A 15,817-nucleotide genomic window follows, 5' to 3' on the forward strand; every position below is an offset into this window, starting at 1 on the left:
AGCAAGTTAATAAAATGTCAGTAAACTATTTTTTGAAAAAATAAGCCGCTGAAATTCATCGGCTTAAGGCTAATTTAATATGTTAGCATATTATTTCGCATTTAGGTGCGTTATAGTGATATGTAAGTTCAATTCTTACATATGTGATAAGGTTTAGGTTGAGAGTCCCCGGGCAGCGAGTGCAAGGGGGCTCTTATTTTTTTGGTATACTTGAAACCTTATTTTTACCTTGATAGCAATGACTGATCTGAAAGCTAAACTGCATTCGCTTTGTTTAAATTACGTACAGCAAAAAATTGATAATGCCGGCGAGGCCATCGCCGAAGCGCAGCAAGCCGCGAATAATGAAACCAAAAGCAGTGCGGGAGATAAGTATGAAACCGGCCGTGCTATGGCGCAGCAGGAAGCCGACCGAAACATGGCCCAGCTTAACGAGGCCAACAAACTCAAAGTAGTTCTAAATCATATTGCTGTTACACCAAACTCAACCGGCGTAGCTGATGCCGGCAGCATTGTAACTACGGATAACGGAAATTTTTATATTGCCATAAGTGCGGGCGTTTTGCAGGTTGATGATGGCAGCAGTTATATAGCCGTTTCTGCAGCATCGCCCATAGGCACCCAATTAAAAGGCAAGCGCGAAAGCGATGAGTTCATCCTTAACGGTAAAAAATACCGGTTAACGGGAGTTTATTGATCGGCCTTATATTTTGGTAGATATACCGTTACTTCGGTGCCAACCCCTGGTTCGCTGTGTATGGTTAAGCGGCCTTTATTAACTTCGGTAAATTGTTTAATCAGTAACAACCCGATACCGGCGCCTTGCTCATGGTTAGTGCCGTAATTGCTGATGCTTTTGCCTACTACTTTAAAAAGCTTTCCCATTTTTTCGAGGCTGATGCCTACGCCGGTATCTTTAATGTGGATGGCCTGATAGTCGGCATCATCACTATAATAAATACTTACTGTGCCGCCCTGAGATGTAAACTTAATGGCGTTGCCTAAAAGGTTCTGGATGATTATCTTTAAATGGTCGGCATCAGCAAATACAGGTTTGGCCGCATCATATTCATGTATCAGCGCCACCTTTTTGCTGTTTGCCAGGTACGCCGAAACCCCGGTAATTTCCGTTATGATTTTTGTAGCATCAAGGTCGGCAGGCTGCGTATTATTACCCTCAAGCTGACTGTTTGCCCATAATAGCAGATTATTTACCATGGCCGATATTTGCCCTACCTGTTTGTAAAAATTTTCTAAAATAAAATCACGTTCGTTATCCGTCAGGTCATCATTACGAATAAGTTCAATGGTCTGCATTATAGATGCGAAAGGGCCGCGCAGATCATGGCTAATTACCGAGAACAATTGGTTTTTGATATGGTTCAGCGCGTCCAGCTTCTCGTTTTGTATACTGATCTCCTCTTTTTGACTGGCAATGGATTTGTTGCGGCGTTCGAGCTTGGTATTGAGGTTGGTTTTTTGGATGTTGCTGCGGCTCATAATAAACGCGAAAATGCTTATGCACACCGCTATTACGCCAATGGCTACCATCAGCAGCAAGTTAAAACGTGTTTTTTGCTGCTCTACCTCGTTCTGTTTTTCAAGCGTAAGATTTTCCGTTCGCTGCTGCTGCAGGTGCAGGTAATTGATGTTCCGTTCTTTCGAGTCGTTTAGCAGGCTGTCGTTGTACGCCGTCATCAGCGCGGTGTATTTATAAGCCCGCTCAAAATTACCGGTAGCAGCGTAAGCCTTACCCAATATTTTAAGCGCACGCACCTGATCCCATAAACTGTTTACCTGGCTGGCCAGTTTAAAACTGGTTAAAGCGTTCTGTACCGCTTGCTGATATTTTTTTAATTCATACTGGGCCTGCGCCATCCCCGAGTAGGCAAACGCGTTCTCCCATTTATCCTGGTACCGGCCGCGCAATACTTTGTTATGGTATACAATGGCGGTATCGTACTGCTTAAAATGATAATAGGTTTCGCCCATGCGGTTATAGCTCATGGCCACAATCTGCAGGTCTTTTGTAGCTATACCCATTGCGCGCGCCTGTTTAAGATACTGAAATGCCCTGGCAGAGTCACGTAGCTCATCATAGCTCAAACCAATATCAAACAACATGCGGCTTATTTTAAATTGATTGCCGAGTTGCCGGTAAATAGCAAGCGCTTTTAAAAATTCGCGGATGGCGTCCTTGAATTCGTCCTGGCCAAGGTATATCAACCCCCGTAGCTGATGGGCGTCACCAATACCTTTTTTATAGTTTATGCGACTGCTGATATCCAGGAGCTTGGTAACTGCCTCTAATGATAGGAAATAGGAACCCTTAACATAGTAAGTGCCGCCTATACTTGCCCATGCGTTTGCCTCGCCCAAATCATACTTTGTATTTTGCGCAACCTTAAGGGCTTCTTTGGAGTACATCAGCGCGGTATCGGTATTCTCGGTACGCAGGGCTAATGACAGGGATGTTAACAGATTGATGTTTGCCGTATCGCTGTAAAAATTCTTTTTGACCTTAGCTTTCTGGTATTGCTGCCGCAAGCTATCTGCCTGCCCGGAAAATCCCTGTTGGCTAAAAACGGTAAGTAATAAAATAAGCAGGGAGTATCCTTTTTTCATGCAATAGGTTACAGCGGTACGCCAAATGTTGCAATAACTGCTTAAAAAATCAAATAATTATGTTTTTAGCCACAAAACAGCAAAGGCGGCTTGTGTGGAAGCCGCCCTGCATGAGGAGTTGGTATGAGATCAGTTATTTTTTGAATATCACTTTTGCCGATACATTGTAAAAGCGTGTGCTGTCGGAATCAGGTTCGTAGCGGGTAGCAAATTTGATGGTTTGTGTTTTACCTTCAAGCGCTTCCTGCTGGGTAATAGCTTGCTCGGCAGTATCGAACTCCTTGTAAAATGTAAACTTGCGTGCAAATTTCACATTAACAACCGTTTTGCCGCCTATTGTAGTATCGGCAACTGTTTTTTCAAACTGGTTAAGGTTGTATGATTTCCAGTTTTTCACAGTAGTTCCCCATTGCGTTACGGTGATATAATCCAGGCCCTGCAATGCAGTACCGGTATAATCTTCGGTAAACATAATGTACCACGATTTACTGTAACGCTCCTTGTTGATAAGCAACTGAACCTGCTCATTAAAAACAAGGTTAAGTTTGCTGCCCTCAACACTGGTTTTAATTACCTGTGCCGCTGGTTGGTTAATAACCGGCGTAATGGTTAATGCTGCCAGGAGTTTCTTATCATCTTCAGTAGCCGGTTTGGTAACTGTTTGCTCATTTGGTATGGTCGACTCAGGCAAAACATCATTGAGTTTTTTGCAGCTTGCAAAAGCAATGATTATTATGGCGCTTAGTAATATTCGTTTCATACCACAGATTATCCAAAGATAAGTCCAATGCCAAAAAAACGCGTAAATTAACCATAGCGGAAATGGTAGTTATTAAAATCGTTATTTTTAATATTTGAGAAAATATATTGCTTTTTATTTCCTTAAAATAGAAATTATATCATTTTATATAACCAATGCGAAATGTTTTAGATGAATTGTGAAAAAAATGTACAACAATATGTTTTAAAAAAGGCGTAACCTTTATTTATGGTTTTCGTATGGTGAAATTGTTTTAACAAAAAACGGGTAAATATTTCTCCGATGTGGAATTTGCTGGGGAAATATTTGCCCGTTATTCCTTTTGCCACAATTTACATATATTGGCAGTACCAATTTTGCCAAATGATTAAAAGAATTTTCCTTCCGCTTGCTCTCCTTTTTTTCACCACTACGCTTTTTGCTAAGGTTGAGCTCCCTGCATGTTTTACTGATGATATGGTTTTGCAGCAAAAAACGCTGGTAAACCTTTGGGGCAAAGCCACGCCCGGCGCTAATGTTATTATCGGTACTTCATGGAACAAAAAAGAATATACTGCCAGGGCGGATGCTTCCGGAAAATGGCAGGTAAAGGTAACCACACCGTCTTATGGCGGGCCATATAATGTTACGTTTAACGATGGCGAAAAGCTTCAGCTAAATAATGTATTGATAGGAGAGGTGTGGGTTTGTTCAGGCCAATCAAACATGGAGATGACACCCACAGCCATGTACGGTGACGTATTAAATTATGAGCAGGAAAGAGCGAAAGCTGATTATCCGCAGATCCGTATGCTAAAGATAGAGAACATCACCCGGATCGAGCCTCAAACAGAAGTTAAAACCCGCGGCAATTGGCAAATATGCTCTCCGCAGACATTCCTTAAATTTTCGGCTGTGGCTTATTTTTTCGCCCGCGATATCTATCAGCATACCCACATTCCGATAGGCATAATTAATACCACCTGGGGTGGCACTATTGCCGAGGCCTGGACAAGTGGCGACGCGCTTAAAACAATGCCTGCCTTCGCTCCAGCAGTAACCGCGATGGAAAACAGTCCGGCAGAACAGGAAGTTTTGGCTCATTACAATGCGGAACTTAAAGCCTGGCTGGCGCTGATTGATAAAAAAGATCCCTCATACACAAACGGAAAATTGCCCTGGACAGGGAGCCGCTTTGACGATGACCAGTGGAAGACGATAAAAGTACCCGGCTACTGGGAAAAGAACGGCATGCCGAATTTTGACGGCATAGTAGGGTTTCGTAAAATGATTAACGTACCTGCTGCATGGGCCGGTAAAGAACTGGTAATAAACCTGGGCACTATTGATGATATGGATGTTACCTGGTTTAACGGCGTTGAGGTTGGGCATAATGAACTTTACAATGCAGGCCGGGTGTACACCATTCCGGGCAAGCTGGTTAAAGTGGGCGAAAACTTAGTTGCCGTAAGAGTATTTGATACCGGCGGCGATGGCGGTATCAATGCTGCCGAAGTTACCCTGGCTCCGGTGGGTAAACCAGCCGAAGCCCTTAATTTAGGTGGCGAATGGAAGTATAACATCATCAATAAATTGAGCGATATGCCGCCAATGCCTTACCGTGCCGATGGGCCAAACCGCCCTACGGTATTGTATAACGCTATGGTAAACCCGATTATTAATTACACCATAAAAGGCGCCATATGGTACCAGGGTGAAAGTAATGCCGACCGGGCTTACCAGTACCGCACGCTGTTTCCGTTGCTGATTAATAACTGGCGCGGTAAATGGGGGCAGGGCAACTTCCCGTTTTATTTTGTGCAACTGGCAGCTTTTATGCCTAAAGATAAAATGCCGGTTGAATCGGCCTGGGCCGAGTTGCGCGAAGCACAGCTGATGACGTTGAAGCAACCCAATACCGGGATGGCTGTAACTATTGATATAGGCGATGCTGCTAACATACACCCCGCTAACAAGCAAGAGGTAGGGCGCAGGTTAGCGCTTATTGCGCGGGCAAAAAACTATGGCGAAAAAGTAACTTATTCGGGCCCGGTATATTCATCAGCAAAAGTAAAAGGCAATGCCATGGAACTGACTTTTAGTAATGCTACCGGTTTAAAAGCCAAGGGCGATAAACCAACAGGCTTCGCCATAGCCGGTGCCGATAAAAAATTCTATTGGGCCGATGCCAGAATTGAGGGCAATAAAGTAATTGTGAGCAGCGCCGATGTTGCCGCGCCGGTAGCGGTGCGGTACGGTTGGGCCAATAACCCGGACTGTAATTTATATAATGCCGATGATCTGCCAGCCTCTCCATTCCGTACGGACGACTGGCAGGGTATCACCTTCGGTAAAAAATAAATGCTTAAATACAGCAGGTTTTAAAACCTGCTGTACCGCATTACCCTAACCAGCTGGCGGTGCCTTTTGGCAGCGTAATAATCATTAGTTACCAGTATGGCATGTATAACACCCGGTATCCAGAAGAACAGGGTAAGGATTATACTGAGTATAAAAGCGCCTAATCGGCCGGTGGTAAACACGGCAAGCGGCGGAAATATGATGCAAAGAAAGTAACGCATGGTGTTTAAGTTTTATAATAATATGACGGTGCTGCCGCCATAATGTTACACCGCTTAATTGAATTGCAGCAAAAATGCTGAACCCTTGCCTTCAACCGATTGTACCTTAATACTGCCCTTGTGCAGCAACATAATTTGCTTACAAAGGCTAAGCCCTATGCCGCTGCCCGTTTTTCGCGTGCTGAAAAACGGGATGAATATTTTATCCAGCAGTTCGGGTGGCATGCCTATTCCGTTATCAGATATTTTTAGCACGATCTTATTATTGGCTGTAGTCTCGGCAGATAGCGTGATCACCGGCTCTTTCTGATCCTTAACCGCTTCAATGGCGTTTACCAGCAGATTGATCAGCACCTGTTCTATCAGGTTTACATCCACCTCAATGGCTAATGACAGATCGCGCAGAATAATATCCAGCTCAATGTTTTTTTTCTCCAGCGATGGCTGCATCAGGTTGTTCAGGTTCTCAAACAGGTCGCACACCAATACTTTTTCCAGGTCGAGCCGGGTAATTTTGTTGAGGTTACGGTAACTCTCGGTAAACTTCAATAAGCCCTCACTCCGTTTTTTTATCGTGTCGATACCCAGCTCCAAGTCCTCTAACTGGCTGCTTACCGGGCTGCCTGCTATCTCCGGGCTTTTCAGGCGGTTCTTCAGGGTATCGGCCAATGATGATATGGGCGCAACCGAATTCATGATCTCGTGCGTCATTACGCTCAGCAGCTTTTGCCAGGCCTTTGATTCCGTTTCGTCCAGGGCCTCGCTTACATTCTGAAAGGCAAGTAGTTTATAAAGCTTGCCCTCGCTGCGCAGCAAGCTCGCGGTAACCAAAATTTTAATCAGCTGCTGGTTACGGCTGATAGTGACAATGTTACTGTCACCCGGCTTTAGTTTAATAATATCTTTATAAAGCGCTTCTTCTCGCTTTTCTAAGGAGTGTACGGATTTAAGGTAGGGTATGCCCAGCAAATTTTTAAAAGCCTCGTTTATCCAGCCGGTTTCACCGGTTTCTTCTTCGTACGACAGAATACCCGTATCAACCAGTTCCAGTATCTTTTGCAGGTAATAGTACTGGGTTTCGCGTTCGCGGCTGATTACTTTGAACGTGGTGTTAATATCATTAAAGCCTTTGCGCAAGGGTTTCAACTCGTCGGGTGCGCGGTGCACATCAAAGTGGCGCGAAAAATCACGATAGTGTATCGACTCAACAAATTGATTTACCTCCTGCTGCGCTTTTTGCTGGAAAGATATCATGCTGAAAACACAATAGATCACCGCTGGTCCGGTAATTATCAGGTACGGGTACTGGCCTTTAACCAGCACAAACGCCGTTGCTGTAACTGCGGCAAACAGGTACAATACCCGCAGCACCAGGCGCCATTCGTAGCGGTTAAATATCATACTTGCTCAATCTGCGGTACAGGGCGGTACGGGTTAAACCCAACTCCTTGGCTGCACGGGTTATGTTGCCGCTGTGTTTTTCAATTACCCGGAGTATGGCATTTTTTTCCATAGCGCTTAGCGGAATGTTATCATCGCCTTCGGTAGTCTGCTGAACAGGCGCCTCCAGTGATGAAAACAACAGGTCATCAGCACTCAGCGTATCATTATCAGCCATAATAACCGCGCGCTCTATGGAGTACTGCAACTCGCGCACGTTTCCCGGAAAGTTGTACGATTTCAGTTTTTGTAAAGCTGCGGCCTCAAAGTCCATTGCAGGCTTAAGGTATTTGGATGCATACATTTTGGCAAAGTGCCGGGCAAGTACCACAATATCATTATTGCGTTTACGCAATGGCGGCATGGTGATCTCTACTGTGTTTATACGGTAAATCAAATCCTTACGGAAGCGGTTCTCATTAGCCAGTTCCTGCAGCGGTACGTTAGTGGCGCAAATTAACCTGATGTCAATATCAATAGGTTTGTTGGTACCCAGCCTGGTTACCTGCCGGTTTTGCAGCACGGTTAACAGTTTGGCCTGTTGTTGCAGGGTAATATTGCCAATTTCGTCTAAAAACAAAGTGCCGCCGTGCGCATCCTCAAAGCGTCCCGGGCGATCTTCGCGGGCATCAGTAAATGCGCCCTTTTTATGGCCAAACAGTTCGCTCTCAAAAAGCGTATCGGTAAGTGCCCCCACATCTACCTTAACAAAAGGCTTGTTCGCCCTTAACGAGCGCTCATGAATGGCCTTTGCCATTAAGTCCTTACCTGTTCCGTTTTCGCCCAGTATCAATATATTGGCATCGGTTGGGGCTATTTTATTTACCTTATGGAAAATGTCTTGCATAATTTCCGAATCGCCCAGTATATCTGTCGATCCGGCTTTGCTTTTTACAGGCTTATTGGTTTTGTCGCCTTCTTTCTTGTCCAGCAGGTCAGTGATGGTGTCGATCAGCTTTTCGTTATGCCAGGGCTTTACAATAAAATCATTGGCGCCTTCCTTTAAGGATCGTACCGCCAGATCGATATCGCCATACGCCGTAATCATGATAACGCATACGTTGGGCTTCCATTCCTTTACCTTGCGCAGCCAGTAAATACCCTCATTGCCGGTATTGATGGCACTGTTAAAGTTCATATCTAACAATACCAGGTCAACCTGGTTGCGCTGCAAAAGCCAGTTCAGGTTTTCGGGGTTTTTCTCGGTAATAATCTCGTGTACCTCGGTTTTAAGCAATAGCTTTACCGCGGTAAGCACATCCGGATCATCATCAACGATAAGGATGGTTGCCTTTTTTAATATCATTTGTGCCAATGCTGAATATGATGTTAAGGTAAATAAAATATCGATCGCTTAAAATGCCGTTAATCAATTAGCATTGTATTTCGCCGTTTTTTAAGCTAAATTATATGCTCAGAACGGGCAACAAACCAACCATAAATTCAACTTATTGATAAACAGAATATTGCTGTTTTTAGCCTTTGCGCGCACTGTATCAATAACGTACACCTGATGTAACAATAGCGTACGCAGCTATTAGCTATATTTAGCTTAAGTTGTTGTAATTCAGATTTTTAATTTGTGGCACATGTTTTTGTTAGGTAGTGTAAATTCATTTATATCACAGTGGACAGAAAAATTGAGAAAAAGAAGTGGAATGCTAAGCGTATAACTACCATAGCCGGTATAGCAGGCATAGTGCTGCTGGTTAGCGGTAGCATCTATTTTACATCGGGCAAAAGCAAGCTTAATGTTGATACCGAGCGTATCACTGTAAGCGAGATAAAGAAGGGCCCTTTCCAGGAATTTATACCGGTTAACGGCGTGGTAATGCCTAAAACCACGATATACCTTGATGCGGTTGAAGGCGGCCGTGTAGAGAAGCTTTTTGTTGAAGACGGTACCACCATGAAAGCCGGCCAGCCGATTTTAAAGCTAACCAATACCGATCTTGAACTTAGCCTGGCCAATGAGGAAACCTCGGTATTCAACGTGCTTACCCAAATGCAAATATCACGCGATAACGCCCAACAGAATACAATCGGCAAACTGAATCAGATGGCCGAAGTTGAAAGCGCGCTAAAAGAAGCCGAGCGTGTATTTAAACTGAATAAACACCTTTACGAGCAAAAAGCCATTGGCTTGCAGGAGTTTAAAAAATCGGAGAACGAATACCTGTATGCCGTTAACCGTAAAAAGCTGACCACCAAAATTCTGAACCAGGACAGCAGCTCAACCAAACAGCAGTTAACGCAGATGGGTGAATCATACGACCACATGAAGAGCACGCTGGCGCTGATGCGTAAAAAGGTAGGCGACCTGATCGTTCGTGCACCGGTTGACGGGCAGCTCACCTCGATGGATGCCGAAATAGGGCAGACCAAAAATAAAGGGCAACGTTTGGGGCAAATCGACGTCTTATCCGGGTATAAGGTTCGGGTTGACGTGGATGAGCACTACATTTCGCGCGTGTACAATGGCCTGATGGGAGAGTTCACACTGGATAAAACCTATAAACTGCGTATTAAAAAAGTGTTTACGCAGGTTACCAATGGCCGCTTCCAGGTTGATATGGAGTTTATTGGCGCCATACCTAAAGAGATGCGCCGCGGCCAAACCTTGCAAATACGCCTGGCCCTGAGCGATGAAACACAGGCGCTGCTGGTACCTAAGGGTGGCTTTTACCAGCAAACCGGCGGCAACTGGATATTTAAGCTGAGCGAGGGTGGCAAAACGGCTTACCGCGTGGATGTGCAGCTCGGCCGCCAAAACCCGGATTATTACGAAGTACTGCAAGGCCTGCAGCCAGGCGATAAGGTGGTAACATCAAGCTATGACACTTACGGCGATATGCAGGAACTGGTATTGAAGAACTAACAAAAAATATTATAAACTGAACAATCACAATTAATAACCACCACGTGGTTAAGGAGGAAAAAATGATAAAGATAACTGATCTCGAAAAGTTTTACCGTACTGAAGAAGTTGAAACGGTTGCGCTTAACAAGCTGTCGCTCGAAGTAAAAAAGGGTGAGTTTGTAGCCATCATGGGTCCGTCGGGCTGCGGCAAGTCAACCCTGCTGAACATCATCGGCATGCTGGATGACCCGGATGGCGGCAGCTACGTTTTTAACGGAACCGAGATTGCCCATTACAGCGAGCGTAAACGTGCCGATCTGCGTAAGCATAACATCGGTTTCGTTTTCCAGAGCTTTAACCTGATTGATGAATTAACGGTATTTGAAAACGTAGAACTTCCGTTGATCTACACGGGCGTAGCCGCGGCCGACCGCGCCAAGCGGGTTGAAGAAGTGCTGGACAAAATGCAGATTATGCACCGCCGTAACCACTACCCGCAACAGTTATCTGGCGGTCAGCAACAGCGTGTGGCCATTGCCCGCGCGGTGGTTAACAAACCTAAACTGATACTGGCGGATGAGCCTACCGGTAACCTCGACTCAAGCAACGGTAACGAGGTAATGGAGCTGTTAACTGATTTGAACGAACAAGGTACCACCATTGTAATGGTAACCCACTCCGAGCACGATGCGCGCTACAGCCACCGCATTATCCGCCTGCTGGATGGCCATACCGTAATGGAAAACATCATGATATAACACGCAACCAAAAGCTCAAAACAATCACCTTTAAATCACAATAAACATGTTCAAAAACTACCTTAAAATAGCCTGGCGAAACCTTGTGCGCAACAAGGGGTTCGCTTTTACCAATTTGTTGGGCCTCACCATAGGTATAACCTGTGCCATGTTTATTTTTTTATGGGTGAAGGATGAGGTATCATTCGATAAATTTAATACCGGCTACAGCAATATTTACCAGGCCGTGGCCACGCGCGATTTCAAGAACAACGTTTTCACTGATGAAAATATGGTTTTCCCGCTGGCTACTGCGCTTAAAACAGGTTACCCTAATATTGAGCAGGCGGCGGTTACTACCCAAACCCAAAGCAACCTCTTTAACCTGAACAACGCCAAGCTAAAGCGTGATGTATTATATGTGAACGAGGATTTTTTAAATGTATTTACGTGGAAGTTTGTAAAAGGTAATGCCGCGCAGGCACTTAAGGATCCCTCATCAATCATTATCACGCAATCATTCGCCAAGGCATTTTTTGGCGATGCTGACGCGATCAACAAAACATTGAAAATGAACAACGATCAGTCGGTAAAGGTAAGCGCGGTTGTAGCAGATCCTCCAGGCAATTCAACCGTACGTTTTGATGCTTTGATACCGATCAACTATTCTTCGCCGCAGGCCAAGCAGGATATGAATGAATGGGTAAATTCATCGTGGCGTGTATATATTAAAGTAAAAGAGGGCACTACCGAAGCTGAAGTTAGCCGCATTATAAATGGGGTGATGAAAAAGCATAATCCTAATGAAAAGGTAAGCACCTACTTCGCGTATCCTATGAGCAAATGGCACCTGTACCACGATTTTAAGGACGGTAAAAACGTAGGTGGCATGATAGAATATGTACGCCTGTTTTCCATCATCGCGCTGGTTATTTTGCTTATTGCTTGCGTAAACTTCATGAATCTGAGCACCGCCCGTAGCGAGAAACGGGCGAAGGAAGTAGGCATCCGTAAAACCTTAGGGTCTGATAAAAAACAACTTGTAATTCAGTTTTTTGCTGAATCGATGATATTGTCGTTGATCGCTTTTGTGCTTTCGGTAATCCTGGTGATAGCGCTGATGCCGATGTTTAACCAGCTTGTAGATAAGCAGCTTTTATTAAATATCGGCGAACCGCAGCTCTGGCTGGGCGCTTTAATTATTATTTTATTCACCGGTATTACCGCAGGTAGTTACCCGGCGCTTTACCTGTCATCATTTAACCCGGTTAAGGTATTAAAAGGCAGTATACAGGTAGGCAAGGGGGCGGTAACGCCGCGCAGGGTACTGGTGGTAGGGCAGTTTGTAATGTCGATACTGTTGATATCATCAACCATTATTATTTACCAGCAAATACAGCACGTTAAGAACCGCGACGCCGGTTACAACGCTAACAACCTGATCATGTTGCCGAGCACCGGCTCAACAAACCGCAACTATGATGTAATTAAGAACGAGCTGATGCAAACCGGCATGATAAAGGCCGTTAACCGTACGTTTTCGCCTGTTACAAATATTTGGTGGTTATCTGGCGGACCTGACTATGCAGGCAAACCGGCGGGCGAGCAGATCATTTTTTCAGGCATGTACACTGATGTTAATTTCAGTAAAACGCTTGGGGTTAAAGTACTCCAGGGCCGTGATTTTGATGGTACGCCGGCCGACTCATCAAACATGCTGCTAAACAAATCGGCTGTAGCAGCAATGGGCCTTAAAAATCCGGTAGGGATGAAAATGAACTATGGCCCTAACGTATACACCGTTATCGGTATTACCGATGATATTGTGATGACCTCGCCTTATGAAAGCGTAAGGCCGATGATGACTTATTATCGCAGCGGCAATAACAATAATTTGAATATGATTAACATCAGGCTAAATGATGGCGTACAGCCTAAAAAGGCGTTGGCTTCCATCAAGTCTGTTTATAATAAATATAGTCCTGACGACTTATTTGAGTACCAGTTTGCCGACCAGGAGTACGGAGCCAAGTTTTATACCGAGGAACTCATTAGCCGCATTACCAACATATTTGCCGGGCTGGCCATATTTATTTGCTGCCTTGGTTTAGCCGGACTGGCATCATTCACTATCGAAAAACGTTTCCGTGAGATTGGTATACGCAAGGTGCTGGGCGCATCGGTAAAACAGGTGATCATGCTGATATCAACCGAGTTTTTAAAACTGGTTGGGTTGGCTTTCATAATCGCCGTGCCCGTAACCTGGTACCTGATGCACAACTGGCTGCAAAAGTATGCTTATCATGTTGATATGAGCATATGGGTATTTGGCTTTGTAGGCCTGTGCATACTGCTGCTCACATTGGTGGTAGTATCATTAAACACCTTAAAGGCGGCAACAAGCAACCCTGTTAAAAGCCTGCGAAGCGAGTAAGATATCAAACCATAAAATCACAATTGTAAAAAGCCATGTTAAAAAATTACCTGAAAATAGCCTGGAGAAACCTGCTAAAAAATAAAGGCTTCACCTTTATAAACATTGCCGGCCTAACCATTGGTATGGCAAGTGCCGCGCTTATTTTGCTATGGGTGCAAAATGAGTTAAGCTACGATCGTTTTCATGATAAAAAGGATCGCCTGTATACCATGTATAACCGCGCGGTTTTTGATGGTAAACTTTGGTGCTGGAACACCACACCTAAAATAATGGCTAAAACCCTGAAGGCTGATTATCCGCAGGTTGAAGAGTCAACCCATACAACCGAGTGCACATTTTTATTCACCGTGGGCGATAAGAAACTGATGGAGAGGGGTTACTTTACCGATCAGGGGTTTTTAAACATGTTCAGCTTTCCGTTGGTAAAGGGTGAGCGCAGTAAGGCGCTGGTTGATAATTCATCCATTGTACTTACAGAAAAAGCCGCTAAGAAATTATTTGGAAGCACTGATGCTGCCATGGGCAAAACCGTTAAGATTGATAGTAACGCGTATTTTACCATTACCGCTGTTATGCAGGATCTGCCGAATAACACCCGCTTCCGGTTTGAGTATTTGCTGCCCTGGTCATACTCAAAGAAGATAGGCTGGGACGATGAATATTGGGGCAATAACTCCGTACAAACCTATGCTTTGTTAAAACCCGGCGTAAAATATGAGGCAGCAAACGCGCGTATAAAAAACATCACCAAATCGCACTCCGACCAAAAAGATACCGAAGTGTTTTTACACCCTGTTGAAAAATGGCGTTTATACTCAAAGTTTGAAAACGGCGTAAATACCGGCGGCAAAATAAGTACGGTGAGGCTGTTTGCGGCTATTGCCGGTTTAATATTAATTATAGCCTGTATTAATTTCATGAACCTGAGTACCGCCCGCAGCGAAAAACGGGCTAAAGAGGTAGGCATACGCAAAGTTGCCGGTGCGCCGAGGGAATTTTTGATAGGCCAATTCCTGTCAGAATCCATATTTATCGCCTTGTTCGCCGGCGTGCTGGCGCTCATTATCGTTCAGTTAAGTCTTTCGGGCTTTAACCAGTTAACGGGTAAGGAGCTTTTTGTGCCCTACACCAGCGTTGATTTCTGGATCATATTTATCGGTTTCATTATGCTTACCGGTATTATAGCGGGCAGCTATCCGGCTTTCTATCTATCCTCATTCCAGCCAATTAAAGTGCTTAAGGGTACTTTCAAGGCCGCCAATGCGTTGGTTGCGCCGCGTAAAGTTTTGGTAGTGATACAGTTTACCGTTGCTATTTTGCTAATCATCTGTACCATTATTATAAAAAGCCAGCTGCAGCATGGCCAGAGCCGCGATACCGGTTACAAGCGCGATAACCTGGTGTACAGCTACTTGAGCGGTGATATGGGTAAGCACTATAACGCCATCCGTAACGATATGATGGCCAGCGGCGCCATAACCGGCGTAACCAAAACCAGCGCGCCAATTACCGAGGGCTGGAGTGACAGCTGGGGCTATAGCTGGCCGGGTAAGGACCCGAACGCAAGGCTGGATTTCAATGTATTTAACGTTGATGCTGATTTTACCAAAACTATGGGCCTTAAAATTATAGAGGGCCGCGACATAGATGTGAAGAAATACCCGACGGACTCGTTGGCGATGTTGCTTAACGAAGCGGCCGTTAAAATAATGGGCTTTAAAAACCCGGTAGGGCAAATAATCAATAACGGAGATACCAAATGGCATGTGGTAGGCGTGATAAAAGATTTCATCCTGCAATCGCCTTATGAGCCGGTACACCCTATGGTTATACAAGGGCCAAGCTCATGGTTCAGTATTGTGCACTACAAACTTAATCCGGCACGCAGCACCGCTGCCAACCTGAAAACGATTGAGCAGATATTTAAGAAATATAATCCCGATTATCCGTTCGAGTACACCTTTGTGGATGAGGACTACGCCAAAAAATTCGCGGAAGAGCAGCGCGTGGGTACGCTGGCTACCTTATTTGCCGGGTTAACGGTATTTATATCATGCCTGGGTTTGTTTGGCCTGGCCACCTATATGGCGCAAAACCGTATCAAGGAGATCGGTGTCCGCAAGGTACTGGGCGCCTCGGTAGCACGTATTACGCGTTTACTGTCTGTAGATTTTTTGAAGTTGGTTCTGATATCATTCCTGGTGGCGGCGCCGTTGGCGTGGTGGGGCATGACAGAATGGTTGAAGAGCTATACCTACCGTATCAATATCAGCATCTGGGTTTTTGTTGGCGCTGGTGTAATGTCAATGTTGATAGCCATCGCCACCATTAGTTATCAGGCCATAAAAGCGGCCATTGCCAATCCGGTTAAAAGTTTACGTAGCGAATAAATACATA

General features: G+C 44.9%; 11 protein-coding genes. 6 read left to right on the plus strand and 5 right to left on the minus strand.

The genetic code is table 11. The features are described from left to right. Positions 1–238: 238 nt before the first annotated feature. Entirely contained in the window at positions 239–697 is a 459-nt protein-coding gene (locus ABD960_RS00435; RefSeq protein ID WP_345328822.1) for a 3-oxoacyl-ACP synthase, read from the plus strand. Here the strand turns inward: ABD960_RS00435 and ABD960_RS00440 are convergent. Next, positions 691–2,625, minus strand: coding sequence for a tetratricopeptide repeat-containing sensor histidine kinase (locus tag ABD960_RS00440; protein WP_345328823.1), 1,935 nt, complete (start codon positions 2,623–2,625; stop codon positions 691–693). The two genes, ABD960_RS00435 and ABD960_RS00440, sit on opposite strands and share 7 nt — an antisense overlap. 133 nt (positions 2,626–2,758) lie before the next feature. Continuing rightward, on the minus strand, positions 2,759–3,385 hold the full coding sequence (locus ABD960_RS00445; protein ID WP_345328825.1) for a hypothetical protein: 627 nt from the start codon (positions 3,383–3,385) through the stop codon (positions 2,759–2,761). A gap of 363 nt (positions 3,386–3,748) precedes the next feature. Between ABD960_RS00445 and ABD960_RS00450 the strand changes: the two genes are divergently transcribed. Next, positions 3,749–5,725, plus strand: coding sequence for a sialate O-acetylesterase (locus ABD960_RS00450; RefSeq protein WP_345328827.1), 1,977 nt, complete (start codon positions 3,749–3,751; stop codon positions 5,723–5,725). A 20-nt stretch (positions 5,726–5,745) separates the two neighbouring features. On the opposite strand, the gene ABD960_RS00455 is transcribed toward ABD960_RS00450, so the two are convergent. The 3 genes from ABD960_RS00455 to ABD960_RS00465 are packed head-to-tail and all read right to left on the minus strand — an operon-like array spanning position 5,746 to position 8,692. Further along, the gene (locus ABD960_RS00455; RefSeq protein ID WP_345328829.1) at positions 5,746–5,946 is read right to left on the minus strand and encodes a YqaE/Pmp3 family membrane protein; all 201 of its coding nucleotides are present in this window, start codon (positions 5,944–5,946) and stop codon (positions 5,746–5,748) included. 54 nt (positions 5,947–6,000) lie between these two features. Further along, positions 6,001–7,347, minus strand: coding sequence for a sensor histidine kinase (locus ABD960_RS00460; RefSeq protein WP_345328830.1), 1,347 nt, complete (start codon positions 7,345–7,347; stop codon positions 6,001–6,003). Then, complete coding sequence (locus ABD960_RS00465) at positions 7,337–8,692, minus strand: sigma-54-dependent transcriptional regulator (RefSeq protein WP_345328832.1); 1,356 nt, start codon at positions 8,690–8,692, stop codon at positions 7,337–7,339. Before ABD960_RS00465 ends, ABD960_RS00460 begins: the two co-directional genes overlap by 11 nt. A 321-nt stretch (positions 8,693–9,013) precedes the next feature. Between ABD960_RS00465 and ABD960_RS00470 the strand changes: the two genes are divergently transcribed. The 4 genes from ABD960_RS00470 (at position 9,014) to ABD960_RS00485 (ending at position 15,810) form a co-directional block, all read left to right on the plus strand. Beyond that, positions 9,014–10,264, plus strand: coding sequence for an efflux RND transporter periplasmic adaptor subunit (locus ABD960_RS00470; RefSeq protein ID WP_345328834.1), 1,251 nt, complete (start codon positions 9,014–9,016; stop codon positions 10,262–10,264). A gap of 62 nt (positions 10,265–10,326) precedes the next feature. Continuing rightward, complete coding sequence (locus ABD960_RS00475) at positions 10,327–11,004, plus strand: ABC transporter ATP-binding protein (protein WP_232179162.1); 678 nt, start codon at positions 10,327–10,329, stop codon at positions 11,002–11,004. A 46-nt stretch (positions 11,005–11,050) separates the two neighbouring features. Then, complete coding sequence (locus ABD960_RS00480) at positions 11,051–13,417, plus strand: ABC transporter permease (RefSeq protein ID WP_345328837.1); 2,367 nt, start codon at positions 11,051–11,053, stop codon at positions 13,415–13,417. A 35-nt stretch (positions 13,418–13,452) separates the two neighbouring features. Beyond that, positions 13,453–15,810 (plus strand): ABC transporter permease, encoded by a 2,358-nt coding sequence (locus ABD960_RS00485; protein ID WP_345328839.1) that lies wholly within the window; start codon positions 13,453–13,455, stop codon positions 15,808–15,810. Positions 15,811–15,817: the final 7 nt, after the last annotated feature.

The sequence above is a fragment of the Mucilaginibacter defluvii genome (assembly GCF_039543225.1).
Classification (GTDB): Bacteria; Bacteroidota; Bacteroidia; order Sphingobacteriales; family Sphingobacteriaceae; genus Mucilaginibacter; species Mucilaginibacter defluvii.

Bases quoted from the DNA above. Each gene is read 5' to 3' on its own strand.
- ABD960_RS00460 (WP_345328830.1), bottom strand. From the start codon at position 7,347: ATGATATTTAACCGCTACGAATGGCGCCTGGTGCTGCGGGTATTGTAC.
- ABD960_RS00435 (WP_345328822.1), top strand. From the start codon at position 239: ATGACTGATCTGAAAGCTAAACTGCATTCGCTTTGTTTAAATTACGTA.
- ABD960_RS00455 (WP_345328829.1), bottom strand. From the start codon at position 5,946: ATGCGTTACTTTCTTTGCATCATATTTCCGCCGCTTGCCGTGTTTACC.
- ABD960_RS00450 (WP_345328827.1), top strand. From the start codon at position 3,749: ATGATTAAAAGAATTTTCCTTCCGCTTGCTCTCCTTTTTTTCACCACT.
- ABD960_RS00485 (WP_345328839.1), top strand. From the start codon at position 13,453: ATGTTAAAAAATTACCTGAAAATAGCCTGGAGAAACCTGCTAAAAAAT.
- ABD960_RS00445 (WP_345328825.1), bottom strand. From the start codon at position 3,385: ATGAAACGAATATTACTAAGCGCCATAATAATCATTGCTTTTGCAAGC.
- ABD960_RS00465 (WP_345328832.1), bottom strand. From the start codon at position 8,692: ATGATATTAAAAAAGGCAACCATCCTTATCGTTGATGATGATCCGGAT.
- ABD960_RS00480 (WP_345328837.1), top strand. From the start codon at position 11,051: ATGTTCAAAAACTACCTTAAAATAGCCTGGCGAAACCTTGTGCGCAAC.
- ABD960_RS00475 (WP_232179162.1), top strand. From the start codon at position 10,327: ATGATAAAGATAACTGATCTCGAAAAGTTTTACCGTACTGAAGAAGTT.
- ABD960_RS00440 (WP_345328823.1), bottom strand. From the start codon at position 2,625: ATGAAAAAAGGATACTCCCTGCTTATTTTATTACTTACCGTTTTTAGC.